Source organism: Brucella sp., assembly GCF_032066345.1.
GTDB lineage: Bacteria > Pseudomonadota > Alphaproteobacteria > Rhizobiales > Rhizobiaceae > Brucella > Brucella pseudogrignonensis.
In genome coordinates this window covers 63746-85676 of the sequence record NZ_DAMBKZ010000019.1, presented here as the reverse complement: position 1 = coordinate 85676, position 21931 = coordinate 63746, and the positions used below count along the sequence as shown (strand labels likewise).

Below are 21931 nucleotides of genomic sequence, written 5' to 3'. Positions count from 1 at the left end.
ACTATTCTCAGGAACGTGCGGTGGGTTCGGTGTCAGCGCGTTCGAGGAAGGGGCGGCTTCTGCTGTCTGGGCTGTGGCCGCAGCCGTGGCCTCCTGCTCAAACTTATCGACATGCATTGACTGGTTCTTACGCCATCCGCCATGAAGATAAAGCGCGCCAGCCATAAGCATCGTCGAAAGCATGGCAACAGGGAAGCTGAGCCACAGGGCATCCGGTCCGAGCCAGTCTCTCATGCCGACGGCAACACCAAGCCGCACCGGGTACATCGAAACAAACAGAATGATAAGTGGCCAGATAACTTGTCCATTCGCCCGCACGGTGCCAAACAGAACCATGGAAACGCCAAAGGCGATAAAGCCCCAGGTTGCGATCTTGCCGATGTGCTGACCGATCGGGATGGCAGGGCTGTCAGAGCCCAGGAATATCTGCATGGCCTGCTTGTCGGCAATGAGCAGCACAACAACCAAAATGCCAGTCATCAGAATGGCGTAGAAGACGCCGATCCGTGTGATGTTGTTGACGCGATCCCATTTGCCAGCGCCGATATTCTGAGCAGCCATCGCACTCACCGCTGCGCCAAGCGCCATAGCCGGCATCTGAACATAGGTCCATAATTGTTGTGTTGCGCCGAAGGCTGCGGTCGTATTGACGCCTTCCTGATTAACCAACCGCATCATCGTCAGCATGGCACTCGAGACCACGATCATCTGGATGCCCATCGGAAGCCCTTTGCTGAAAATCAGCTTTAAGACCTTGAGGTCCGGCACCAGAAGCCAAAGCTCCTGTCCTTTGAGACGCAAAGGCAAATCCTTGCGATAGACATAGATGAGCATGGCCGCGAGACTGATATAATTCGCTACGGCTGTGGCGAGTGCCGAGCCTGATATGCCAAGCGCGGGAATTGGGCCGATCCCGAGAATGAGCAGCGGGTTAAGCGCTATATCAAGGATGACGGCGAGGCCCATAAATATCAACGGGGTTATGGAATCACCGCTGCCGCGTAGCGCCATCATCAGGATTGTCTGCATGAGAATGGCAGGCATTGCAACGAAGGTTACTTGCAGGAAAGCGCGCGCCAGCGGTTCAATCGTTTCCGGGGTGCCGAGCAGACCCAGGACATAGGGTGCGAGGAACCAACCAACCACAGCCACGATAATGCTGACAGGAATGAAGGCTCCAAGTGTCGTACCTGTGATGGCGCGTGCCGTTTCGATATCCCGCCGCCCAAAGGACTGGCCGATCAGAATCGTCGAGGCCATGCCGAAACCGAAGACGAAGGCAGTCAGCAGAAACATTACCAGATTGCCGTTTGTTGTCGCTGCGAGAGCGTCTGTCCCCAGCAACTGACCGATCCAGATTGTATCGATGGAGCCGTTGGCCGATTGCAGGATTGACGAGCCGAGCGTTGGCAGAGCGAAAAGCAACAGTGCCTGATTGATGGGCGCGGTTGTCAGATCAATGGTCTTTTTCATCCGGCCTCAATCATGTTTGACTGTATTACGTCATGGTTACGCGACTATCTAGTTCGCTTGATAATGCTTCCAAGTCTCAAACAATACAAATCGCTATCTTGGACGATCCAGTCTAATTTCGATGAAGATACAGCAAAAACAATGTTCTGGCTTTGAAACTGTCATTTGGCTGCTATCTTGTACCAGAATCAGGCGAGGCACCGTTTCATCCGATGCACCGTTTTGCTCGCAAGAACACAGATTTTCGGAATGGTGTGGCATGATTTCACGTTTTCTCGTTGCTGGCATGACCTTGGTGTTGGCTGGCTCAGCGAATGCTCAATCGGATACTACTCATCCAACATCTCTGGATAAGATCATCCCTGTTTCACAAGTCACCGGCGTTGATATTGTGCGGCTTGCAGAGCTGCCAAAGGCACCAAAGAAAAGCGGAGACGCCGCTTCTTGCGATAACCATGACACCAAAACGACAAGTGCCGAGGCGCGTGCGGTGGAAGAGCGGGGCTGGACCGTGACCGGGGAAGCGAAGCTTGGCGCGTTGCAGGCTGTCAGTTTCGTGACCGATATGGAACAAGGAACGAGCGGATCGTGCTTGTTGAAAGAAGGTAATCTTGCCTTTTATGAAGACGGCAAACTTGTTGCACTTGTGTATGCCGCCAAAAATGCAACCCTCAGTTTGGGTCGTGTCGAACAGAACGGTGACGGCATACGCATTTGGGATGGCGACTGGGTACAGCAGCCGGTTGCTGATGTGAAGCTGGTTGGTGGCAAAGGTATCATTGTCACCGCATTACCGGGCGAAGAGAAATTCTGTTCTGGCCAGGTGACGGTACCTAATATTTATCGACTGCCGATTAGTCTGGCGCGTATCATGCTCATTGAACATGGCTGGCAGCCAGAAGAAAGTAAGGACGAGCTGGACATCATATCGAAGGGTTTGCGAGAGATGGGTATCAGCGAGGTTGATGGCTGCTCAGGAACTGGCTTCGGCTATTGCGGCTTCTCCTATAATAATGCCGGCCACAGCCTGTCTGTCACAACGGTAGGTGATACGCCATCGGTCCTGTCTTATGATGTGAAGTGCTCGAATTAGAGCGTAATGTGCATTCCGAAAAGTGCGAAGCAGTTTTGCAGAACAAGATGCGCGCAAAATAAATAGAGCAGTTCCAACATTTAATGAAAATTGGAAATGCTTTAACGCGCGCATCTCAAAAAGTTGAGGGCACCGATCTAATCAGCCACGATCTTTGCTTTCACGAAGACATCGTAGCGGGTGCTTTTACCGAGAATCTGATGGGAGGGCTTGCGTAGCCCTGCCATGGGTTCAGCGCGCAGCGGCCATTTCAGTACGACACGGTTTAGCGCGTGTTCAAGAGCAACAAGCATCAGCTTCTCAGAGTCTGCATCGGTGCCGACGATCTCGCGGATCTGACGCATTTCCTTTTTGACCAGAGCCGTATTGCCTCGCGGTGGATGCATGGGGTCAACCAGAACGACCATTGGCTTCAATTCCGGTATCAGCAGGCAGGAATCGCCATGTAATAGCGTCATGCGCGCCACGGTTTCCGCATATTGACCGCCTTCAGCTGCAGCGCGCGCAAGGCCTTCAGCCAGCAGCCTGTGCATTTTCTCTGATCGCTCTATCAGCGTTACCTTCGCCCCCAGTGCGGCGAGCAGAAAAGCGTCGCGGCCAAGACCGGCTGTTGCATCCACAATGTCTGGCGTGATGCCACTCGCAAGACCTGCCGCCTTTGCCAGAGCCTGTCCGCGTCCCTCACCGGAACGAAAGCGATGCCCGACGGCACCACCGACAAAATCAACAACCAGTTCCGATGTGTCTATTTTCTGCGACATGGGTATTTCCGAAACATAGCCATTGTTAGAAAGGGCAAGGGGCCGTGAATTTCACATGCCTACCATCCGGGTGATGGAAAGCGACTTCTTCTGCATGAAGAAGCAAGCGGTCTGCTGCGCCAAGTGCCTCACCTTCGGCATAAAACTCATCGCCAAGAATAACATGCCCCAGCGCTTTCATGTGAACGCGCAATTGATGAGTACGACCAGTCAGCGGAAACAACTGCATTCTTGTGCTGTTTTCATGACGTTCCAGCACCTGCCAGCGTGTCTGGGCTGGCTTTCCATTATCAAGATCGACACGATGACGCGGTTTATTGTCCGGATCAATTGCCATTGGCAGATCGATCAGTCCCTCGTCTTGTTCCACCCGCCCCCAAACCTCGGCAATGTAGCGCTTTTCTGTCGTGCGCGCTTCAAACTGCGCAGCAATAGCGGCGTGGGCTTTGCGATTGAGCGACATGAGCACGAGACCGGACGTGTCTTTATCCAGACGATTGATCATCAAGGCTTTTGGAAACTGTTTTTGGACGCGTGTGGCCAGGCTGTCAGAAAGTGCCGGATGACGTCCGGGCACGGATAACAGTCCGCTTGGCTTATCCAGAACCAGAATATCCTCGTCGCGATGGATGATCGAAACATATGGCTCTAACGGCGGATTATAAACGGGAGAAACATCTGACAACACACTCATGACGGCCTTCTAGCACGGACTGGCCATTGCTGAGAAGCGGTGGCTGGAAGCACTCAGCAAGATCATTCTGTGTCAGGCGAGTTGACCTCTTGGCTTTGTCTCTTACTTCCTTTGCAAGTGAGGCTTGTTCGATTTCAAAGAGGAAATTGCTATGACGAAAGTGAATGTAGCTGTTCTGGTTGGGAGCTTGAGAAAAGATTCTTTCAATCACAAGGTTGCGCTCGGCTTGAATGCAGTAACACCAGACGACATGGCATTGACGATTGTCGAGATCGGCGACTTACCGCTCTATAATCCGGATCTGGATACCGGCGCCCCACCCGCTGCCTGGAAACGTTTCCGTGCTGAGGTGAACAAGGCCAATGCCGTGTTGTTCGTAACGCCGGAATATAACCGGTCGGTGCCCGGAGGCTTGAAGAACGCGCTCGATGTCGGTTCACGTCCATATGGCCAGAGTGTCTGGAGTGGAAAGCCTGCTGCAATCATCAGCGGCTCGCCGGGCAATATTTCGGCCTTCGGTGCCAATCATCATCTTCGTCAGTCGTTGGTATTTCTGGATATGCCGACTTTGCAGCAGCCAGAGGCTTATCTCGCACATGTTGACAAGCTGCTGGATGAAAGCGGCAAGCTGGTGCCTGATACGGCCAAATTCCTCGGTGAGTTCCTGAAGGCATTTGATCGGTTTGCTCAGAAGAACCTTTAGCGGCTCTTCAATCCGCAAGCATTACGGTGTCTCAGGCGTGGTCCAGCAGTTGATGATTGTGGGCCGCGCAGGGGAGAACTGCTGTTAGTCAGCGATGTTCGGTGCGATCTCGTTTCAATAGATAAAATGGCGGAGAGGGTGGGATTCGAACCCACGGTGGAGTTACCCCCACGCCGCATTTCGAGTGCGGTACTTTCGACCACTCAGCCACCTCTCCGCATTGTGCACCACGGTAAAGCGATCCATAAAATCGCGCCGTTGATAAGCATCTAAAGCGAATGCTAAGTGTGTAGCGGCTCAATAACGAGCCAGAGACGATTAGACAAGAGCTAATTTGCATTCTGTTGTGAAAATTCTTGACTTTTCTGCTGCTTCACACCTATAAGCACCAGACTTCAGGCGTGGAGTGATCCGCGCCTATTGTTTTGATTGCGAAATTTCGGGTTTCCGGAGTTGTAATCAAGGGCATAAAGCCCACTCACCAACCGACTGATAAAAAGACGGCCCATCACTTCGGCGCAAATGTCGTGGAAATGAGAGCCGGACCGAACAACCGAAAGGACAACAAATGTTCGCAGTCATTAAGACCGGTGGCAAGCAGTACCGCGTTGCCGCAAATGACCTGATCAAGATTGAAAAAGTTGCTGGCGAAGCTGGCGACATCGTAGAATTCGCAGAAGTTCTGCTGGTTGGCACGACGATCGGTGCTCCGACCGTAGCTGGCGCTCTCGTAACGGCTGAAGTCGTTGAACAGGGCCGTGCTCGCAAGGTTATCGCGTTCAAGAAGCGTCGCCGTCAGAATTCGAAGCGCACCCGCGGTCATCGTCAGGAACAGACGACGATCCGTATCTCGGAGATCCTTACCGACGGCGCAAAGCCATCGAAGAAGGCCGCTGAGAAGAAGGCTCCTAAGACAGACGCCGCTGAAGGCGAAGTCGCAAAGCCAAAGAAGGCAGCGCCTAAGAAGGCTGCAGCCAAGGCCGAGTCGGCTGAGTAAGTAGAAGAGATTAAAGGAGAAATCCAATGGCACACAAAAAAGCTGGTGGTTCGTCGCGTAACGGTCGCGATTCAGAGTCGAAGCGCCTTGGCGTGAAGAAGTTCGGCGGCGAAGCTGTCGTTTCTGGCAACATCATCGTGCGCCAACGCGGCACGAAGTGGCATCCGGGCGCCAATGTTGGCCTCGGTAAAGACCACACCATTTTTGCTACCACCAACGGTTCCGTTGCTTTCCGCACGAAAGCCAACGGCCGCACCTACGTATCGGTAAACCCGATCGCGGAAGCAGCAGAGTAAGCCGGGCACTCATAAATACCGGCGTCCCATTGGACCCGGTATATATGGCGACCAGCCTAAAGATCGAAGGGAAGATGGGACAACCATCTTCCCTTTTTGCATCTGGAGGACAGACAAATGGTCGTCGAAGTTTTAGAAGAAGAATATTACGAGAGCTGTAGCGAGCGGGAGGCCAGTTATGCTGATCTCTCGCCTGGATTAGCAGATCAGTTAGATTGCCCCGTCCTCGTCACGGACAGGCTGGTTCTCCGCCCGCCACATACCGAAGACGTGGATGCAATTTCCTATCTTGCCAATAACGCCCGCGTCTCGACTATGCTCGCCCGTATGCCTCATCCATACACCCGCGAAAATGCCGTGGATTTTGTCGAGCGCGTGCGAAAAGGCGAGATGGGCAATTGCATTTACGCAATCACCCAAGCTGAAACCGGTATCTTTATGGGTTGTTGTGGCATCCACCCGCATAGCCACGGCGAAGGCCTGGAGATCGGCTATTGGCTGGGTGAGCCCTATTGGGGGCATGGTTTTGCCACGGACGCTGCGCACGCATTGATCGATCTGGCTTTCCGGGCCACGCCAATCGAGCGGTTGCATGTTTCGTGTCACGCTAGCAATGGTGCTTCGCGTCGCGTGATTCATAAGTGCGGCTTTCAGTTCAGCAGCATGGGCATGGCGGATTCACTTGCTGCCGGGAATGTCCCTGTCGAGCGCTATGTCCTTGACCGGCGGACCTGGATCGGCCTGAGAAGCTGGCAGTCATAATCAAAAAAAGGTCCTGCGTGAAAATCGCAGGACCGATAATCATCGGGGAATATAATGAACGATATTTACGCTGTCGCCCGTGAAAGGGTTGTTGTCCGCGCACTGGATAAGGGAGACCTGCACCGGTTTCGCGCGATCCGCTTGTCTGCATTGCAGCTTGCACCGCAAGCTTTCGGGTCGACCTTTGAAGAAGAAAATGCCTATTCCGACAGCGTGTTTGCACGCCGTCTGGAGCAAGTGAACGGCAATGTCATTTTCGGCGCCTTTGATGGTGAAAACCTGATGGGTATCGCCGGCTTGTTCCGCCATGAACGCAGGTCCGAGCGTCATCGTGGCACTCTGGTCAGTGTCTATGTCGCGCCGGAAGCGCGTGGCTTGCGACTTGGCAGGGCGCTTGTTGGGCAGATTATCGAACACGCGGCTGAGCACGTCGTGATACTGGATGCGAAAGTCGTGGCAACCAATGAGCCTGCGAAGCGCATCTATTATGAGCTTGGTTTCAAATCCTATGGTGTTGAGCCGAAGTCGCTTTATGTGCAGGGTCAGTATCTGGATCAGGAACTGCTCTATATTGATTTCAGTGATCCTGCGTGGAAACTGAATTTAGGCTGAAAACCTTATGTTTCTGCTGTTTGCAGGACACGGGTTTTGCTGTAATTGCAAATCGGATTGCGCGAGATTGCGCGCAATCCCAAAGTTTAAGACGCACCCAAGTCAAGTTCTATTGCGTCGTAAGAGGTAAGGTTCAATGAAATTTCTCGATCAGGCCAAGATCTATATCCGCTCCGGTAATGGCGGGGCGGGGGCCGTGTCGTTCCGCCGCGAGAAGTTTCTTGAATTCGGTGGCCCTGATGGCGGTGATGGCGGGCGCGGTGGCGACGTCTGGGTGGAAGCCGTCAATGGCCTCAACACGCTGATTGATTATCGCTATCAGCAACACTTCCGGGCCAAGACCGGTATGCATGGCATGGGCCGCAACATGACCGGCGGCAAGGGCGATGATGTCATCCTCAAAGTGCCGGTTGGCACGCAGATTTTTGAAGAAGATGATGAAACGTTGATCTGTGACATCACCGAAATTGGCCAGCGTTATCGTCTGGCCAAGGGTGGTAATGGCGGCTTTGGCAATCTGCATTTCACGACCTCGACCAATCGCGCGCCGCGTCGCGCCAATCCGGGTCAGGACGGCATTGAGCGTACACTTTGGCTGCGGCTCAAGCTGATTGCTGATGCTGGTCTGGTCGGCCTGCCGAATGCGGGTAAATCGACCTTTCTGGCAAGTGTGACGGCTGCAAAGCCTAAGATTGCCGATTATCCTTTCACGACGCTGCACCCCAACCTCGGTGTCGCGCGCGTCGATGCGCGTGAATTTGTCATCGCTGACATTCCGGGCCTGATCGAAGGCGCTAGTGAAGGTATCGGCCTTGGCGATCGCTTCCTGGGCCACGTCGAGCGTACCCGCGTGCTTCTGCATCTGGTGTCGGCGCAGGAAGAAGATGTTGCGAAGGCTTACACCGTCATTCGCGGTGAACTGGAGGCCTATGAACATGGCCTTGCTGACAAGACGGAAATCGTGGCGCTGTCGCAGATCGATACGCTTGATCCGGATGCACGCAAGGAAAAGGTGAAGGCGCTGAAGAAGGCTTGCGGGCGCGATCCGCTGCTGCTTTCAGCGGTCAGCCATGAAGGCTTGAACGATGCGCTACGCCAGCTGGCTGCGGTTATTGATCAGAGCCGGGCCGTTGAAGCCGGTACTGCTGAAGACGAATAAGCATAGGGTTTTATTTGGTCGTGCATCTTGTCCGAAAACCGCTTCACGCTTTTCGGGATGCGCTTGAGAATGCGGCGAGGGAATGAAGGCATGTTGAAACAACTCAAAGACTATCGCCGCATCGTTATCAAAATCGGATCAGCCCTTCTGGTGGATCGCTCAACTGGTCTCAAGCAAAATTGGCTTGAGAGCCTGGGTCAGGACATTGCGGCGCTCCATCATGCGGGCGTCGAAGTTCTGGTTGTTTCATCCGGCGCTATTGCGCTTGGACGCACAGTGCTTGGTCTGCCCAAGAAATCGCTTAAGCTTGAAGAAAGTCAGGCCGCCGCCGCCGCCGGACAGATCGCGCTCGCAAAAGCCTATGCCGATGTGCTCGGCGGCCACGACATCAAGTCAGGTCAGATTCTCGTGACACTTTCGGATACGGAAGAGCGTCGCCGTTATCTCAATGCACGCGCAACAATTGAAACGCTTCTGAAGCTCGGCGCAGTGCCGATCATCAACGAGAATGATACGGTTGCGACAACCGAAATCCGTTATGGCGATAATGATCGTCTCGCAGCCCGTGTTGCAACCATGATGGGTGCAGACCTTCTTATTCTGCTTTCGGACATTGATGGTCTCTATACGGCACCGCCGCATAAAGACCCGAACGCACAGTTTCTGCCGCTCGTTACAACAATCACACCTCAGATCGAGGCGATGGCGGGTGCTGCGGCATCAGAGCTTTCACGCGGTGGCATGAAGACCAAGCTTGACGCTGGCAAGATAGCCAATGCGGCAGGCACTGCGATGATTATCACCTCCGGCACACGTATGGGGCCGCTTTCGGCCATTGATCGGGGTGAACGCGCGACATTGTTTGAGCCAGCGCGTGCTCCGGTCAATGCATGGAAGACGTGGATTTCCGGCAATCTCGAACCCGCTGGTCGTTTGCGTGTCGATGCTGGTGCAGCCAAGGCGCTGAAATCGGGCAAGTCGCTTTTGCCTGCGGGTGTGAAAGAGATTGAAGGCCAGTTTGAGCGTGGCGACACGGTTGCGGTTCTCAACGAGGACGGCCGTGAAATCGCGCGCGGTCTGATTGCTTATGATGCGGAAGATGCGCGCAAAATTGCCGGGCACAAAAGCGATGAGATCAGCGCCATTCTTGGCTATGATGCGCGCGCTGCAATGATCCATCGCAATGATCTGGTGGTACGGGGTGTGACCACTAGCGAGACGGAAGAAGCATAAGGGGAAGAGGATGTTGAACAAAGTGGACGCCGGAACTGACATCGCAGCCATCATGGCAGAAGTTGGTCGTAAAGCCAGACAGGCAGCGGCTCCGCTTTCCATCGCTTCGCCTCAACAGAAAAACAAAGCCCTGCTTGCTGCTGCAGATAGCATTCTCGCAAGCAAAGATACCATTCTTGAAGCCAATAAGCTCGATCTTGCCAATGCTGCGGAAAGCGGAATGGCAGCCTCGTTTGTTGATCGGCTGACACTCGATGACAATCGCATTCAGGCAATCGCCGACGGCATTCGCGCTATTGCTGAATTGAATGATCCAGTCGGTGAAGTGATTGCCGAGTGGGATCGTCCGAATGGTCTCCATATCGAGCGCGTTCGTACGCCATTGGGCGTCATCGGTGTGATCTATGAAAGCCGTCCCAATGTGACCGCAGATGCTGGCGCACTATGTCTTAAAGCTGGCAATGCGGTCATCTTGCGTGGTGGTTCAGATTCCGCGCATTCATCGGCTGCTATTCACACGGCACTGGTTGCGGGACTGGAGGCAGCGCAATTGCCTGCCGATGCTATCCAGATCGTTCCGGTTACTGACCGTGCGGCAGTTGGTGAAATGCTCAAAGGTCTGAATGGCGCGATTGATGTGATCGTGCCACGGGGCGGCAAAAGCCTCGTTGCGCGCGTGCAATCGGAAGCGCGTGTGCCGGTTTTCGCGCATCTTGAAGGCATCTGTCATCTCTATATCGACAAGTCCGCTGATCTCGATATGGCGCGCGCGATTGCTGTGAACGCCAAGATGCGCCGCACCGGCATTTGCGGTGCGACCGAAACCTTGCTTGTGGATCGCGCGGTGGCTCAAACGCATCTGGTGCCGGTTCTTGAAGATCTGGCTGCCAAGGGCTGCGAAATTCGCGGCAGTGATGAAGTCATAACACTTTATGCAGCCGCCACGCTTGCTACGGAAGAAGACTGGTCGACCGAATATCTGGACGCGATCATTTCAGTCGCGTTGGTTGATGGCGTCTCGGGTGCGATTGAGCATATCAACAGTTACTCCTCCCACCACACAGAAGCTGTTGTGGCTGAGGATGCGGATGTTGTTGCGCGCTTCTTCAACGAGATCGACTCGGCCATTCTTCTGCACAATGCCTCGACGCAGTTTGCAGATGGTGGCGAGTTCGGCATGGGGGCTGAAATTGGTATCGCGACCGGCAAGATGCATGCGCGCGGACCGGTTGGCGTCGAACAACTGACCTCTTTCAAATATCGTGTTCGTGGGAACGGACAGGTTAGAGGCTGATGAAGTTCGGCTTCGGGCTTTCCGCATTAAAGGCGAGTTATCCGGACGTTGATGCGCAATATTTGCGTATGCCGCATGTCGAAAAGGGCATGACGGTGGGCCTGTTTGGCGGCTCGTTCAACCCACCGCATGGTGGTCATGCGCTGGTCGCTGAAATCGCCATTCGGCGGCTGAAGCTTGATCAGCTCTGGTGGATGGTGACGCCCGGCAATCCGCTGAAGGATAAGCGCGAACTTGCCCCGCTTGCTGAACGTCTGGAGCTCAGCGAGCATGTGGCAAGCGATCCGCGCATCAAGGTGACGGCGCTGGAAGCCGCGTTTGACGTGCGTTACACAGCCGACACTCTGGCGCTGATCCGCAAGGCCAATCCCGGTGTGCATTTCGTCTGGGTTATGGGGGCGGACAATCTCGCTTCCTTCCATCGCTGGCAGCGCTGGCGGGAGATTGCGCAGAATTTCCCGATTGCAGTCATCGACAGGCCAGGTTCGACCTTGGCTTATTTATCGTCACGCATGGCGCAAACATTTTCCGATAGCCGGCTAGATGAACATTACGCCCCGCTCCTTGCGCGGCGTACACCACCGGCCTGGACCTTCATTCACGGACCGCGATCTTCGCTCTCATCGACCGCACTCCGCAAACAGAAATTGAAAAAGTGAATGGTGTAAGCCATTCAAGACTCTTGAAAGAATACAGGGACTCTGCCTATCTTAGGTATGTACGGTGCTTATGAATGCCGTACTGCGTTGTTCTTGTCGGAAAGGAACTACACTGAGAACAGCAATTGAGAAGAAGGCTCACCACGCGCCTTCACCGGTCGGGATGAACGAAACAGCTTTCGTGTCCCAGGCCTTCGACGCGGCTTTGGCCAGTCTCGAAAACTCCAAAGCAGAATCCATTATCCCCATCGACATCCGCGGAAGATCTTCGATCGGCGATTATATGATCGTCGCGTCTGGTCGTTCGCATCGTCATGTGACGGCTGTCGCTGACCATCTTTTGCAGGCTCTTCGTGAAATGGGCTGTAAGGATATGCGGGTCGAAGGACTCGAGGGCGGTGATTGGGTTCTCATCGATACAGGCGATATCGTCGTCCATATTTTCCGTCCGGAAATCCGTGATTTCTACAATCTGGAAAAAATCTGGATCAACGACGATTTCGAAGATCAGCGCGCATCGGGAACGGTGCACTGATTTGAGCGCATCCGAAACGTGTGAAACGGTTTTCGGATAGAGATGCGCGTTAAAAGAAAGAGTTAGAGCGCCGATCTGATCGAAATGTGCTCTAAGTCGTAAAGAGGACGTGATGCGTGTGAGTGTTATGGCCGTGGGCCGGATGAAAGCCGGCCCCGAGCGGGAGTTGGTCGAGCGCTATTTCGACCGTTTTTCCAAGGCGGGGCCGCCGCTTGGGCTTGAATTCGCCGGTGTGAGCGAAATCCCCGAAAGTCGTGGACAGACGGCTGAATTGCGCAAGGCCGAAGAAGCACAGCGCATCAATGAAGCACTGGATAATGGTGCTGCTCTTATCCTGCTCGACGAGCGCGGCAAGGCGCTCGGTTCGGAGGTTTTTGCTGAACGCATCGGCCGTATGCGTGATGACGGGAAGCGCCAGCTGATTGTCGCCATTGGCGGCCCGGATGGGCACGATCCTGCTTTGCGTTCGCGCGCCGATCTGGTTCTCGCTCTGGGAGAGCTGACATGGCCGCACCAGATAGCCCGCATATTGATTGCTGAGCAATTATATCGGGTCGCAACAATTCTTGCGGGACATCCTTATCACCGATCCTAATTATTTCATGTTCTTCCAATAGTTGATGCGCCGGGTCGGGTTTTGTAACTGCCTTGTGCATCATTTGAAGAATTGCATGTCGCTTTCATCGACGAATAAAACGCTGCCACAGATCGCATTCGTGACTGATCGTGGTTTTCTCAAGCCAACTCTGGTGGCGATGTGGGGCGTTCTGCGCCACTTGTCTGTCCCGGGTATCATTCATTTCTGGGGTGACGGATTAAGGGACGAGGATTGGGAGGCAGTGCATCGGGTCGCTTCCAAAAATCCTGCAGTCACGCTGAATTGCCTTGCTCTTACCCAGGATGATTTGGACGGGGCAAAAGGGCCAACGGCCTATATCTCTGCCGCATCAATGGGGCGTCTGCATATTCCGACCAGAATTTCAGGTCGTGTTCTCTATATTGATGGCGACACGCAGGTAGTGGGCGACGTCGCCCCACTTTTCGCGCTTAATCTCAATGGGTGTCCGGTTGGGGCGGTGCGCGATTGCGTTGTGGCGAAATGGTCTGCTCGCAATCTCAAGGTGCGCGAAAAATGTATGCCCCGTGTCCGTGAGTTGCAGGGACTGATGCAGCAAAGCGATATATCGCGCTACTTCAATTCCGGTGTTCTTCTGCTTGATACCGATGCCATCCGCGCAGAGCCTGAACTGCACCGGGCCATGCATGATCTGGTTCGTGCTTCTGCCTGCCCGTTGGGCGATCAGGACCATCTCAACAATGTCTTTCGGGATCGCGTGCATTTGCTCAACCCGGCTTATAATTCGTCGTGGAGACAGGCCGCGAGGCAGCGGCGCCACATCGCCCGACTAGGTGGCGACGCTGAAGAAAGCAAATCCGTGCCGGATATCATCGTGCATTTCCATGGTCCGGAAAAGCCATGGAAACAGCCACGCCGCGACCTCTGGAAACACCGCGCACGCGCTGTCTGGCGTTATCGGCGTGAAATGCACGAATATGTGCAGAGCTATCCTGATCTGGCGCCGTGATAATTAGGCTCATTTATTAGCTTTTGATCTTGGTTGCTCTGTTCGCAATTCTCATGAATATTCACATGAATTGGGAATTGATTACAGAAAGTGGCGCCCTTGAAATCTAATCCAGTCAAGCTTTGGGAAGACTTTTTGAACCCTGATGTCATCAAGGGGAGACTTGTTCGCGCTGGCTTGTTTCTGGTCGCACATGAAATGCTTGTAAGCGCGATCAAAGAAAATCTTCATGCCTTTTATGCGGATTCGTGGTCAGCAGACAAAGGATGGGCGACAGGAGATGATTACCGGAGCGAGGTTTTATCTTTAGATCCAAAATCCAAGGAAGATCCTCATCGTTCGAGTATTGCTTGGCTTAAAAAGAACGACGTTCTGACTGATGACGATGAAATGGCAATAAGACGTTTGACCCTCGAGCGAAATCGTTTTGCTCATGAACTCCAAAATGTCATCGGTGGAAGCTATGAACCCGATTTTGATACTATGTTCTCAGAAATTGTCGCACTTGTAACTAAAATTAAACGTTGGTGGATACTAAACGTTGAGTTGGAAACTGACCCAGATTGGGCAGGTAAAGTGGTGGAAGTTGAAGATGTTACTCCCGGGTCGTCGATGCTTTTGCAGATAATGGCAAAGGTAGCGTTAGGAGCAGATGACGAAGCTTGGGAACTCTATAAGGAATTTTCTAGAATTCACTCTGAAGCATCTTAACAGTTTGCCTTTCTCCTGAGTTATAAAGATTAAACGTTGCCGCCCTGACTATGGCTAACAATTCCTTAATGCTCTGCGGCTAGTTTTGGCCTTGTTTCTTTCTGATATAGCGCGCCATGTGTCCTTTTCGCCTTTCAAAAAAGTCTTTGCTGTCTGCCTTGATGCGGGCTGGCCTTGTTGCGACTGCGCTTATGTCAGGCGCAACGCTGGCTTTTGCGCAAGAAGGAATCCAGCAGCAGCGCGACAAGGCGGCAAGTGAATATGAGCAGCTCAGCACCGAACTCTCGGTATCAAGCGACAAGCTTAAACAGCTCGAAGACGAGGTAGCCAACCTTAAGAAAGATCAGGCAACGATTACGGCAGCGCTTATCCAGTCTGCAAAGACGGACAAGAAGTTGCAGCAGGATATTGCCGATAGTGCCGACAAGCTGGTTTCCTTGCGCGAGCAGGAAGACGGCATTCGCAATTCTTTGCGCGCGCGACGAAGCGTTTTGGCCGAGGTGCTGGCTGCATTGCAGCGCATGGGGTTGAACCCGCCGCCCGCTATTCTCGTGCGGCCCGATGATGCGTTGGCATCGGTGCGCAGTGCTGTGCTGCTGGGCGCCGTTGTGCCGGAAATGCGCGAGCAGGTGGAAGAGCTGACCGGCGATCTGAAAGATATGCAGCGCGTGGTCGCGTCCATCGCTCAGGAGCAGGACAAGCTCAAGGAAACACGCACAGCACAGGCCGAAGAGCAAAAGCGTCAATCACTTCTTCTTGAAGAAAAGAAGAAGTTGCAGGCCCAATCCGAGCAGGAAATCCTATCGCAGCGCAAGCGTTCGGAAGAACTTGCCGACAGGGCAGGCAGTCTCAAAGAGCTGATTGACGGGCTGGATGAGCAGATGGCTGGTGTGCGCGATGCTGCCGAGGCTGCACGTAAAGCGGAAGCTGATCGCCTTGCAAAAGCGCAGGAAAAGGCTGGAGAAGCAACGCCTGACGAGAACCGTCTGCACGCGCAGATTGATTTTGCATCGCTGCAAGGAAAGCTTGGATTGCCTGCTGCAGGCAAGACACTCCGGCATTTTAACGAAAAAGACGGTGTCGGTGGCAACATGATGGGGCAGGTGGTTGAAACCTTGCCCGCTGCCACGATTACGTCACCTTCCGATGGCGTTGTACTATACGCAGGTACATTCAGATCTTATGGGCAGCTCTTGATCCTGGACGCTGGCGGCGGATATCATATCGTGATGGCTGGCATGGGCCGAATCGATGTGGCGCAAGGTCAGTTTGTGTTGGCGGGTGAACCTGTCGGCGCAATGGGTGAAAAACTTCTCGCAAGTGTTGCACCGATTGAGGTGGGCAATGGCGCGCCATTGCTTTACATTGAGTTTCGAAAAGATGGAAAACCCGTTGATCCGGCCCCGTGGTGGTCCGAGCGGCTTTCTGGAAGGACACAAAATGATACGTAAACTGTCGCTGCTGTTCGCCGGGGCCCTGATGGGGGCGTCAGCCATGGTGATGGTTCAGGGCGCGCCTGCCTCCACTGCTTTTGCCGCAGCGGGGAAAGATAGCGATGTCTATAAGGACCTGGCTCTCTTCGGTGATATTTTTGAGCGCGTGCGCCAGCAATATGTGACGCCGCCAGATGACAAGAAGCTGACGGAAAGCGCCATCAACGGCATGTTGACGTCGCTTGACCCGCATTCATCATACCTCAACCCGGAAGCAGCGCAGGATATGCGCGTGCAGACCAAGGGTGAGTTTGGCGGTCTTGGTATTGAAGTCACCATGGACAACGATCTGGTTAAGGTCATTGCGCCAATCGATGATACGCCAGCCTCCAAAGCCGGTGTTCTCGCAGGCGATTTGATCAGCAAGATCGATGGTCAGGAAGTTCGTGGCCTCAGTCTCAGCGATGCGGTTGAAAAGATGCGCGGTGAAGTTGGTTCGCCAATCGAGCTGACACTTATTCGTCAGGGCGCAGACAAGCCGATCACGCTCAAGATCGACCGTGCTGTGATCAAGGTTAAGGCCGTTCGTTCGCGTGTCGAGAATGATGTCGGCTATTTGCGTGTGATTTCCTTCACCGAACAGACCTCTGATGACCTCAAGAAGGCAATCAAAGACATTCAGGAAAAGCTCCCGGGCGATAAGCTCAAGGGCTATGTGCTTGACCTGCGCCTCAACCCGGGTGGTCTGCTCGATCAGGCTGTCGCTGTTTCCGATACCTTCCTCGACAAGGGCGAAATCGTTTCGACCCGTGGTCGTGATCCGCAGGATGTGACGCGCTTCGATGCGCGCAAGGGTGATTTGGCTGATGGCAAGCCGGTGATCGTGCTCATCAATGGCGGCTCGGCCAGTGCGTCGGAAATCGTAGCGGGTGCGCTGCAAGATCATCGCCGTGCGACCGTGCTTGGCACGCAGTCCTTCGGCAAGGGCTCTGTCCAGACCATTATCCCGCTTGGCGAAAATGGTTCGCTGCGTCTGACAACGGCGCTCTATTACACGCCATCAGGCAAGTCGATCCAGGGCAAGGGCATCACGCCAGACATCAAGGTTGAACAGCCGCTGCCACCAGAACTGCGTGGTGAAGATGTCGTTCGTGGTGAGTCTGAACTCAAAGGCCACATCAAGGGCAATGAGGAAGACGATGCCGGTTCGGGTTCGGCCGCTTATGTGCCGCTTGAGACCAAGGATGACGTTCAGCTCAATGAAGCGCTGAAGCTTCTGCGCGGTGAAGAGGCCAATGCTGCCTTCCCACCAGATCCGAAGAAGAGCGTTCTGAACTGATCTGCCTTTGAAGGCGATGGAAACATCAAACGCGGGAGTTCAGGCTCCCGCGTTTTCTTTTGTCGCAGTTCAATAACATTGAAACTGTATGTTCTGCCGCATATCAGTTGTGAAAACATTTGCGATTACACGGAGATATCATGTCGAAGCACAAAGGCCCCGTCGATCCTGAAAGCTTGCCCTATCGCCCTTGCGTGGGGTTGATGGTTCTCAACAAGGCCGGTCTTGTCTGGGCCGGGCGACGCATTGTTATTCCGGGCGACGAAATGGATGGCGCAACACAGCTCTGGCAGATGCCGCAGGGCGGTATCGATAAGGGCGAAGATCCGGCAGTTGCGTCGCTGCGTGAGCTTTACGAAGAAACCGGCATGAAGTCGGTGTCGCTGCTTGAAGAAGCGCCGAACTGGATCAATTACGATCTGCCAGCGCGTCTTGTCGGACAGGCGCTCAAGGGCAAATATCGCGGGCAGACGCAGAAATGGTTCGCCTATCGCTTTGAAGGCGATGAAAGCGAGATTGCAATCAATCCGCCGCCCGGTGGTCATACGGCAGAGTTTGAGGAATGGGCGTGGAAGCCAATGCAGGAGCTTCCTGAATTGATCGTGCCTTTCAAGCGCAAGGTCTATGAAGAGGTCGTGAGCGCTTTCCGGCATCTCGCGCCATAATTCGTCAGCCCCCTTGTCTAGCGGGGCAACATAATGTCAACTCGTCTCAGACGCGTCGCGGGCGCGTTCTGAGAGGGAGAATTGCTTATGGACGGTATGAGTCTTCTTGTATTCCTTTTCGTTGGTCTGATTGCCGGTTGGCTTGCTGGCAAGGTGGTGCAGGGTGGTGGTTTCGGCCTCATCGGCAATATCATCGTCGGCGTGATCGGTGCCTTCTTTGCGGGCTGGTTGCTGCCTCGCCTGGGCTTCTCGGTTGGCGGCGGTATTATCGCCGCGATCATCAATGCCTTCATCGGCGCGGCGATACTTCTGATTATTCTGCGGATCGTCAAACGCGTTTGATCGCGTATTTCATTTTTTGTAGTGGCCCGGTTTTTTGAGCGCGTTTCGATCTGATTAAATCAGATCGGCGCGTCTCAATATTTGTTTTGGCGCGCATCCTTCCCGAAAACCGTTTCACACTTTTCGGGATGCGCTAAAGACCGGGCTGTTCTTTTTCAAAGTCCTGACACATGACACCGAATTCTCAGCTGTCGCTGGGGCTGGCTCTTACGGCCTCGGCAGGTTTCGTTGATGCAATTGCCTTTCTTGAACTGGGAGGCTTTTTCGCATCCTTCATGAGTGGGAACACCACGCAGCTTGGCATTGCCATCGCTGGTCAGCCCGACGTGATGGGCAACGTCGTCATATGGCTGCCAGCTGCATTGATCGCTCTGTTCTTTGTCGGCGCGTTTCTAGGCACGCTGGTGGTAAGAGCCTATCGCAAGGACGGAAGCCTCGCGGTGATGGCGAGCGTTGTGATTGTGTTGCTGCTGGTAAGTATCTTGCGCCGCGAAGGGCTTGTGCTGGTCCATCCTGTGCTGCTGCTTGCAGCTGCCATGGGCGCACAGAATGCGGCCGTGCAGCCCATAGGTTCTGCGCGGCTTGGCGTGACTTACGTGACAGGCACGTTGTTCAATTCTGCCGCTGATCTTGCCGGATCATTGCGTGGCGAGGTTCCGCGCTGGCGCTGGTTGCAGCATTTCGCGGTCTGGTTCTCGCTGATGGTTGGCGCTGTCTGCGGTGGTCTGGCGCATTATTTCATTGGTCTTGATGCGCTGTTTATTCCGGCAATCATGATTGTTGTCGTGATGGTGATCTACTGGAAAGCGCGATAGAGCGGCTTGTTTTTATCGCATTTTCGAACGCAAAACCGGTTCACATTTTTGCTGGAACTGCTTTAGCTAAACAGCGATTTCTCGTTTTCGACCAGTTCCGAAATCAGCGCTGAAACGGCCGTCACGCGGCGAAGTGTGCGTGCGGATTCATGATATGTGAGCCAATAGGCACGGCGGATTGTGCGATCTGGAAAGAGCGGCACGAGATCGGGATCGGCGCGTGCGATGAACGCATGAAGAATGCCGATGCCAGCACCGGCCCGCACGGCTTCCACCTGACCCAGCGCACTCGATACTTCGAAATCCGGTTTCCAGTCACGGCTGATTTCCGCGGCATAGGCAAGCGACGGGTTGACCACGAGGTCTTCAACATAGCCAATCAGTCTGTGGCTACTCAGTTCTTCAGTCGTTTGCGGCGTGCCATGCTCTTCGAGATAGCTGCGATGGGCATAAAGACCGAGCGTATAATCCACCAGCCTTCGGGCAATCAGCCTGCCTTGCTCGGGGCGTTCCACAGTGATGGCGATATCCGCCTCGCGCCGTGACAACGAAAACGAGCGCGGCACCGGCACCAGCTGAATGGTGAGGTCGGGGTATTGCTGTGTCAGTCGTGCCAGTCTAGGGGCGAGAAAATTAACGCCAAAACCATCGGGGGCGCCGATACGCACCGTGCCGGACACAGCAACATCGGCATTGCCAACCTGCGCACGGGCTGAAAGCATTTCCGCTTCCATACGTTCAGCCGCCAGAAGAAACTCTTCACCCGCCTGCGTCAGTGTCGAGCCATTGGTGCGGCGTGTCAGAAGTGTTGTCGAGAGTGCGGCTTCAAGCGCTGTCAGGCGACGTGCCACCGTGGTGTGGTTGATGCCTAATCTTTTGGCCGCTCCCAGAATTTGCCCTGAACGCGCAACGGCCAGAAATATCCGAATATCATCCCAGTTCATGGCATTGTATCTCCGCACGATACCGAAAGCGGCTTCACATCTTTTGGCACCATGCGATTTTGTACTATAAAAAATGCACAACGGATACGCTTTTCAGTGACTTGCAATCATGAATTTGCAGAGTCAGGATAGGCGTTAGGATGGTAGCTCTTTTGCTGCCTGAAGGGATAACCACAAGCATAAGCAACGGGAGGCGTTTTCATGCGCAATGTAGGACATTTCATTGGCGGCAAGCATGTAGCCGGCAAAAGCGGTCGTACGGCTGATATTTTTCAGCCGCTTGACGGCACGGTTCAGGGCACTGTGGCACTCGCCACGAAAGATGAAGTACGTGCAGCGGTCGAAAACGCCAAGGCGGCTCAGCCAGCATGGGCTGCAACAAACCCGCAGCGCCGCGTTCGCATTCTGCGCAAGTTCCTTGAACTCGTCGAAGCTGAATATGACAGCCTTGCAGAACTGCTGGCCCGCGAGCACGGCAAGACGATTGCTGACGCCAAAGGCGACATTCAGCGTGGTCTGGAAGTGGTGGAAGTCTGCCTTGGTTCCGCTCATATGCTGAAGGGCGAATTCACCGACAATGCAGGTACGGGCATCGATACCTATTCGATGCGTCAGCCGCTTGGTGTTGTTGCCGGTATCACGCCGTTCAACTTCCCTGCCATGATCCCGCTCTGGAAAGCTGGCCCGGCGATTGCCTGCGGCAATGCCTTCGTGCTGAAGCCATCCGAACGCGATCCGGGCGTGCCGATGCGTCTGGCCGAACTGTTCATGGAAGCAGGTCTTCCGGCTGGCATTTTCAACGTCGTCAACGGCGACAAGGATGCGGTTGATGCGCTGCTCGACGATAAGGATGTACAGGCAATCGGCTTTGTCGGCTCGACACCAATTGCCCAATATATCTATGGTCGCGGCTGCTCGAACGGCAAGCGCGTCCAGTGTTTCGGTGGTGCCAAGAACCACATGCTGATCATGCCGGATGCGGATATGGATCAGACTGTGGATGCGCTGATCGGTGCCGGTTACGGTTCGGCTGGCGAACGCTGCATGGCGATCTCGGTTGCTGTTCCGGTTGGTGAAGATACCGCAAACCGTCTGATGGAAAAGCTGATCCCACGCGTTGAATCCTTGAAGATTGGCCCATCGACTGATAATTCGGCCGATTATGGCCCGGTTGTCACCAAGGCCGCTCTCGACCGCATTCGTGGCTATGTCGATCTCGGTGTCGAGGAAGGCGCAAAGCTCGTCGTCGATGGCCGTGGCTTCAAGATGCAGGGCTATGAAAACGGCTTCTATATGGGTGGCTGTCTGTTCGACAATGTGACGCCGGACATGCGCATCTATAAGGAAGAAATCTTCGGTCCCGTCCTCTCGGTTGTTCGCGCCAAGAACTACGAAGAAGCCCTCGCACTGCCGAATGAGCATGAATATGGCAATGGTGTTGCTATCTTCACCCGTGACGGTGATGCAGCCCGCGATTTTGCCAGCCGCGTTCAGGTCGGCATGGTCGGTATCAATGTGCCAATTCCGGTTCCGATTGCTTACTACACCTTTGGTGGCTGGAAGGCTTCGGGCTTCGGCGATCTCAACCAGCACGGCCCGGATGCATTCCGCTTCTACACCAAGACCAAGACAGTCACCTCGCGCTGGCCGTCTGGCGTTAAGGATGGTGCGGAATTCGTTATCCCAACGATGAAGTAACGCCAGACGCTTCTTCATGTTGCGTGTCCTCGCCTTGCTGCGGGCACGCGGCATGGCGTTAAGGATGGTGCGGAATTCGTTATCCCAACGATGAAGTAACGCCAGACGCTTCTTCATGTTGCGTGTC

At 54.2% G+C, this 21931-nt stretch carries 24 protein-coding genes and 1 tRNA gene; 20 read left to right on the top strand and 5 right to left on the bottom strand.

Translation table 11 applies throughout. The annotated features are described in order from the left end of the window. The coding region (locus RT142_RS19650) for an MATE family efflux transporter (RefSeq protein ID WP_313030878.1) at positions 1-1473 on the bottom strand (1473 nt) is incomplete at its 3' end. 259 nt (positions 1474-1732) lie between these two features. Between RT142_RS19650 and RT142_RS19645 the strand changes: the two genes are divergently transcribed. Then, positions 1733-2566 carry a hypothetical protein gene (locus RT142_RS19645; RefSeq protein WP_313030876.1) on the top strand — a complete coding sequence of 278 codons (834 nt, stop codon included), beginning with the start codon at positions 1733-1735 and terminating at the stop codon, positions 2564-2566. A gap of 137 nt (positions 2567-2703) precedes the next feature. Here the strand turns inward: RT142_RS19645 and RT142_RS19640 are convergent, their stop codons facing one another. Together RT142_RS19640 and RT142_RS19635 are read right to left on the bottom strand one after the other, a co-directional pair. Beyond that, positions 2704-3327, bottom strand: coding sequence for a class I SAM-dependent methyltransferase (locus RT142_RS19640; RefSeq protein WP_079212341.1), 624 nt, complete (start codon positions 3325-3327; stop codon positions 2704-2706). 25 nt (positions 3328-3352) lie between these two features. After that, positions 3353-4021: an RluA family pseudouridine synthase gene (locus tag RT142_RS19635; RefSeq protein WP_313030873.1), complete on the bottom strand. Its 669-nt coding sequence runs from the start codon at positions 4019-4021 to the stop codon at positions 3353-3355. Between the two features lie 151 nt (positions 4022-4172). Here RT142_RS19635 and RT142_RS19630 point away from each other — a divergent pair, with 151 nt between their 5' ends. Then, positions 4173-4724 (top strand): NADPH-dependent FMN reductase, encoded by a 552-nt coding sequence (locus RT142_RS19630; RefSeq protein WP_313030870.1) that lies wholly within the window; start codon positions 4173-4175, stop codon positions 4722-4724. A gap of 127 nt (positions 4725-4851) precedes the next feature. On the opposite strand, the gene RT142_RS19625 is transcribed toward RT142_RS19630, so the two are convergent. Next, a tRNA-Ser gene (locus RT142_RS19625) sits at positions 4852-4941 on the bottom strand. A gap of 351 nt (positions 4942-5292) precedes the next feature. Here RT142_RS19625 and rplU point away from each other — a divergent pair. The 17 genes from rplU (at position 5293) to RT142_RS19540 (ending at position 19162) form a co-directional block, all read left to right on the top strand. Then, entirely contained in the window at positions 5293-5721 is a 429-nt protein-coding gene (gene rplU, locus RT142_RS19620) for a 50S ribosomal protein L21 (RefSeq protein WP_313030867.1), read from the top strand. 26 nt (positions 5722-5747) lie between these two features. Next, positions 5748-6017: a 50S ribosomal protein L27 gene (gene rpmA / locus RT142_RS19615; RefSeq protein ID WP_007876947.1), complete on the top strand. Its 270-nt coding sequence runs from the start codon at positions 5748-5750 to the stop codon at positions 6015-6017. 117 nt (positions 6018-6134) lie between these two features. Then, positions 6135-6779, top strand: a complete 645-nt coding sequence (locus RT142_RS19610) for a GNAT family N-acetyltransferase (protein WP_312470161.1) — start codon at positions 6135-6137, stop codon at positions 6777-6779. Between the two features lie 54 nt (positions 6780-6833). Then, positions 6834-7391 (top strand): GNAT family N-acetyltransferase, encoded by a 558-nt coding sequence (locus tag RT142_RS19605; protein ID WP_007876943.1) that lies wholly within the window; start codon positions 6834-6836, stop codon positions 7389-7391. 136 nt (positions 7392-7527) lie between these two features. After that, the gene (obgE, locus tag RT142_RS19600; RefSeq protein ID WP_007876941.1) at positions 7528-8550 is read left to right on the top strand and encodes a GTPase ObgE; all 1023 of its coding nucleotides are present in this window, start codon (positions 7528-7530) and stop codon (positions 8548-8550) included. A gap of 90 nt (positions 8551-8640) precedes the next feature. Continuing rightward, entirely contained in the window at positions 8641-9783 is a 1143-nt protein-coding gene (proB, locus tag RT142_RS19595) for a glutamate 5-kinase (RefSeq protein WP_200637287.1), read from the top strand. A gap of 10 nt (positions 9784-9793) precedes the next feature. After that, positions 9794-11077, top strand: a complete 1284-nt coding sequence (locus RT142_RS19590; protein WP_112808234.1) for a glutamate-5-semialdehyde dehydrogenase — start codon at positions 9794-9796, stop codon at positions 11075-11077. Beyond that, entirely contained in the window at positions 11077-11736 is a 660-nt protein-coding gene (locus RT142_RS19585) for a nicotinate-nucleotide adenylyltransferase (protein WP_007876935.1), read from the top strand. The genes RT142_RS19590 and RT142_RS19585 overlap by 1 nt, the downstream gene beginning before the upstream one ends. Positions 11737-11899: 163 nt before the next feature. Continuing rightward, on the top strand, positions 11900-12271 hold the full coding sequence (gene rsfS, locus RT142_RS19580) for a ribosome silencing factor (RefSeq protein ID WP_007876933.1): 372 nt from the start codon (positions 11900-11902) through the stop codon (positions 12269-12271). A 112-nt stretch (positions 12272-12383) separates the two neighbouring features. Further along, positions 12384-12866, top strand: coding sequence for a 23S rRNA (pseudouridine(1915)-N(3))-methyltransferase RlmH (gene rlmH / locus RT142_RS19575; RefSeq protein WP_313030858.1), 483 nt, complete (start codon positions 12384-12386; stop codon positions 12864-12866). A 76-nt stretch (positions 12867-12942) separates the two neighbouring features. Further along, positions 12943-13857, top strand: coding sequence for a glycosyltransferase family 8 protein (locus tag RT142_RS19570; RefSeq protein WP_215775744.1), 915 nt, complete (start codon positions 12943-12945; stop codon positions 13855-13857). A 99-nt stretch (positions 13858-13956) separates the two neighbouring features. Continuing rightward, positions 13957-14568 carry a hypothetical protein gene (locus RT142_RS19565; protein ID WP_161624140.1) on the top strand — a complete coding sequence of 204 codons (612 nt, stop codon included), beginning with the start codon at positions 13957-13959 and terminating at the stop codon, positions 14566-14568. Positions 14569-14759: 191 nt separating this feature from the next. Continuing rightward, positions 14760-16019, top strand: a complete 1260-nt coding sequence (locus RT142_RS19560) for a murein hydrolase activator EnvC family protein (protein WP_408913749.1) — start codon at positions 14760-14762, stop codon at positions 16017-16019. Next, a complete protein-coding gene (locus tag RT142_RS19555) occupies positions 16009-17340 on the top strand; it encodes a S41 family peptidase (protein WP_007876924.1) in 1332 nt (443 codons plus the stop codon). Before RT142_RS19560 ends, RT142_RS19555 begins: the two co-directional genes overlap by 11 nt. Before the next feature lie 140 nt (positions 17341-17480). Continuing rightward, positions 17481-18005, top strand: a complete 525-nt coding sequence (locus tag RT142_RS19550; protein WP_064321117.1) for an RNA pyrophosphohydrolase — start codon at positions 17481-17483, stop codon at positions 18003-18005. A gap of 87 nt (positions 18006-18092) precedes the next feature. Beyond that, positions 18093-18347 carry a GlsB/YeaQ/YmgE family stress response membrane protein gene (locus tag RT142_RS19545; protein ID WP_007876912.1) on the top strand — a complete coding sequence of 85 codons (255 nt, stop codon included), beginning with the start codon at positions 18093-18095 and terminating at the stop codon, positions 18345-18347. A 170-nt stretch (positions 18348-18517) separates the two neighbouring features. Beyond that, the gene (locus RT142_RS19540) at positions 18518-19162 is read left to right on the top strand and encodes a YoaK family protein (protein ID WP_112808228.1); all 645 of its coding nucleotides are present in this window, start codon (positions 18518-18520) and stop codon (positions 19160-19162) included. Between the two features lie 62 nt (positions 19163-19224). Here the strand turns inward: RT142_RS19540 and RT142_RS19535 are convergent, their stop codons facing one another. Continuing rightward, the gene (locus RT142_RS19535; RefSeq protein ID WP_313030848.1) at positions 19225-20106 is read right to left on the bottom strand and encodes a LysR family transcriptional regulator; all 882 of its coding nucleotides are present in this window, start codon (positions 20104-20106) and stop codon (positions 19225-19227) included. 201 nt (positions 20107-20307) lie between these two features. On the opposite strand from RT142_RS19535, the gene RT142_RS19530 reads away from it, so the two are divergent. After that, positions 20308-21804 carry a CoA-acylating methylmalonate-semialdehyde dehydrogenase gene (locus RT142_RS19530; RefSeq protein ID WP_112814481.1) on the top strand — a complete coding sequence of 499 codons (1497 nt, stop codon included), beginning with the start codon at positions 20308-20310 and terminating at the stop codon, positions 21802-21804. The last annotated feature ends 127 nt before the right edge of the window (positions 21805-21931 follow it).

Coding starts and splice junctions, on each gene's coding strand:
- rplU (WP_313030867.1), top strand. CDS start 5,293: ATGTTCGCAGTCATTAAGACCGGTGGCAAGCAGTACCGCGTTGCCGCA.
- RT142_RS19590 (WP_112808234.1), top strand. CDS start 9,794: ATGTTGAACAAAGTGGACGCCGGAACTGACATCGCAGCCATCATGGCA.
- RT142_RS19535 (WP_313030848.1), bottom strand. CDS start 20,106: ATGAACTGGGATGATATTCGGATATTTCTGGCCGTTGCGCGTTCAGGG.
- RT142_RS19560 (WP_408913749.1), top strand. CDS start 14,760: ATGTCAGGCGCAACGCTGGCTTTTGCGCAAGAAGGAATCCAGCAGCAG.
- RT142_RS19570 (WP_215775744.1), top strand. CDS start 12,943: ATGTCGCTTTCATCGACGAATAAAACGCTGCCACAGATCGCATTCGTG.
- RT142_RS19630 (WP_313030870.1), top strand. CDS start 4,173: ATGACGAAAGTGAATGTAGCTGTTCTGGTTGGGAGCTTGAGAAAAGAT.
- RT142_RS19640 (WP_079212341.1), bottom strand. CDS start 3,327: ATGTCGCAGAAAATAGACACATCGGAACTGGTTGTTGATTTTGTCGGT.
- RT142_RS19555 (WP_007876924.1), top strand. CDS start 16,009: ATGATACGTAAACTGTCGCTGCTGTTCGCCGGGGCCCTGATGGGGGCG.
- RT142_RS19540 (WP_112808228.1), top strand. CDS start 18,518: ATGACACCGAATTCTCAGCTGTCGCTGGGGCTGGCTCTTACGGCCTCG.
- rpmA (WP_007876947.1), top strand. CDS start 5,748: ATGGCACACAAAAAAGCTGGTGGTTCGTCGCGTAACGGTCGCGATTCA.
- obgE (WP_007876941.1), top strand. CDS start 7,528: ATGAAATTTCTCGATCAGGCCAAGATCTATATCCGCTCCGGTAATGGC.
- RT142_RS19610 (WP_312470161.1), top strand. CDS start 6,135: ATGGTCGTCGAAGTTTTAGAAGAAGAATATTACGAGAGCTGTAGCGAG.
- RT142_RS19645 (WP_313030876.1), top strand. CDS start 1,733: ATGATTTCACGTTTTCTCGTTGCTGGCATGACCTTGGTGTTGGCTGGC.
- proB (WP_200637287.1), top strand. CDS start 8,641: ATGTTGAAACAACTCAAAGACTATCGCCGCATCGTTATCAAAATCGGA.
- RT142_RS19605 (WP_007876943.1), top strand. CDS start 6,834: ATGAACGATATTTACGCTGTCGCCCGTGAAAGGGTTGTTGTCCGCGCA.
- RT142_RS19550 (WP_064321117.1), top strand. CDS start 17,481: ATGTCGAAGCACAAAGGCCCCGTCGATCCTGAAAGCTTGCCCTATCGC.
- rlmH (WP_313030858.1), top strand. CDS start 12,384: ATGCGTGTGAGTGTTATGGCCGTGGGCCGGATGAAAGCCGGCCCCGAG.
- RT142_RS19585 (WP_007876935.1), top strand. CDS start 11,077: ATGAAGTTCGGCTTCGGGCTTTCCGCATTAAAGGCGAGTTATCCGGAC.
- RT142_RS19530 (WP_112814481.1), top strand. CDS start 20,308: ATGCGCAATGTAGGACATTTCATTGGCGGCAAGCATGTAGCCGGCAAA.
- RT142_RS19635 (WP_313030873.1), bottom strand. CDS start 4,021: ATGAGTGTGTTGTCAGATGTTTCTCCCGTTTATAATCCGCCGTTAGAG.
- RT142_RS19545 (WP_007876912.1), top strand. CDS start 18,093: ATGGACGGTATGAGTCTTCTTGTATTCCTTTTCGTTGGTCTGATTGCC.
- rsfS (WP_007876933.1), top strand. CDS start 11,900: ATGAACGAAACAGCTTTCGTGTCCCAGGCCTTCGACGCGGCTTTGGCC.